At 67.7% G+C, this 1,886-nt stretch carries 2 protein-coding genes; both read left to right on the top strand.

The window, feature by feature from the left end; translation table 11 throughout:
• Window positions 1-821: putative PEP-binding protein (locus AC1DU6_RS29485; protein WP_477861545.1), on the top strand; the 821-nt coding region annotated here is incomplete at its 5' end.
• Between the two features lie 73 nt (window positions 822-894).
• A partial coding sequence (locus AC1DU6_RS29480; protein WP_477861543.1) for a VC_2705 family sodium/solute symporter occupies window positions 895-1,886 on the top strand: 992 nt, incomplete at its 3' end.

Genomic DNA, 1,886 nt, shown 5'->3' with positions numbered 1-1,886 from the left:
TCGGTGTCCACCCCAAGGCCATCCTGGACTATCCGAACATCGATGCCGACCTGAAGAAGGCCGTCGAGTCCGTCGCCCGCGGCCACGCCTCGCCGCGCGCCTTCTATGTGGATAAGCTGGCCGAAGGCATCGCGACGATTGCCGCCGCCTTCTTCCCGCGCCCGGTCATCGTTCGCCTCTCTGACTTCAAGAGCAACGAGTACCGCAAGCTCATCGGCGGAAGCCGCTATGAGCCGGACGAAGAGAACCCCATGCTGGGTTTCCGCGGCGCCTCGCGCTACATCAGCGGCGATTTTCAGGACGCCTTCGCGATGGAGTGCGAGGCCCTCAAGCGCGTGCGCAAGGAAATGGGCCTGAACAACATCGAGATCATGGTGCCCTTCGTGCGCACCGTGAAGCAGGCCGAAAAGGTCGTTGCGATGCTCGCGGAGCGGGGCCTGAAGCGTGGCACGGACGGCCTGCGCATCATCATGATGTGCGAAGTGCCGAGCAACGCCATCCTGGCCGAGCAGTTCCTGGAGCATTTCGACGGCATGTCCATCGGCTCCAACGACCTGACGCAGCTCACACTCGGTCTGGACCGTGACTCGGGCCTGGAGCAGCTGGCCGGCGATTTCGACGAGCGCGACCCGGCCGTCAAGGCCATGATCTCGCGCGCCATCCGCGCCTGCCGCGCCACCGGCAAATACATCGGCATCTGCGGCCAAGGTCCCAGCGATCACCCGGACTTCGCCGACTGGCTGGCCGAGGAGGGCATCGTGTCGATCTCGCTGAACCCGGACACGGTGATCGAGACCTGGCAGCGCCTGGCCGCCAAGTAAAGCGCCAAGCAAGTCTTCGCGATTGACGACCAGCCCGGGTTCTCCGTAAGGGGAATCCGGGCTTTTTATTGCCATGATCGCGGCCGTGTCCGCCAGCCCCCTGCACCGCCGCTATTTCCTGTTCGCACTGAGCTTCATCGCCCTGGTGGTCGGCCTGGGCCTGGGCGAGCAGCGCGGCCTGCCCAAGGTCTGGATCGGCTACACCTTCCTCGGCGCGACTGTCGCCGTCTACGCCGTCATCGGCATCCTTTGCCGCACCACCGACCCGGCCGAATACTTCGTCGCCGGCCGGCGCGTGCCGCCGCTGTACAACGGCATGGCCGCCGGTGCGGACTGGATGAGCGCGGCCACCTTCATCGGCCTGGCAGGCACGCTCTACGCCAGCGGCTACGCGGGCCTGGCCTATGTGTTGGGCTGGACGGGTGGCTTCGTTCTCGTGGCGCTGTGCATCGCGCCCTATCTGCGTCGCTTCGGGCAATTCACGCTGGCGGACTTCCTCGCCGAACGCTTCGACAGCCGCGCCTTGCGGCTGGTGGGAGCCGGTGCCGCCATCCTGGTGTCCTTCGTCTACCTGGTCGCACAGATCTACGGCGTCGGCCTCATCACGACGCGGCTCACCGGCCTGGGCTTCGAGGTCGGCGTCTTCGTCGGCCTGGGCGGCGTGCTGGTCTGCTCCTTCCTGGGCGGCATGCGTGCCGTCACCTGGACCCAGGTGGCCCAGTACCTGATCATGATCCTGGCCTACCTGGTGCCGGTCATCTGGCTCAGCGTCAAGCAGACCGGCTGGCCCCTGCCGCAGCTCGTCTACGGCCAGCAGCTGCATCAACTGGCCGAGCGCGAGCGTGAGCTGATGCGCGATCCGGGCGAGCTGCAGGTACGCGCCATCCACCAGCGGCGTGCCGATGCAGCCGCCGCGCGCCTGGCCGACGTGCCCCAGGCGCTGGCCGACGAGCAGGGCAGGGCGGCCGCTCAGGTCGCCGCGCTGAAGGCCGAGGGCGCGCCGCTGGCCCGCATCCAGGCCGCCGAGAAGCAGCGCGCCGCGCTGCCGCGCACAGCCCCCGAGGC

This window comes from Roseateles sp. P5_B10, assembly GCF_056400485.1.
The sequence above is the reverse complement of the archived record's forward strand: the minus strand, read 5'-3'. Positions and strand labels throughout refer to the sequence as shown.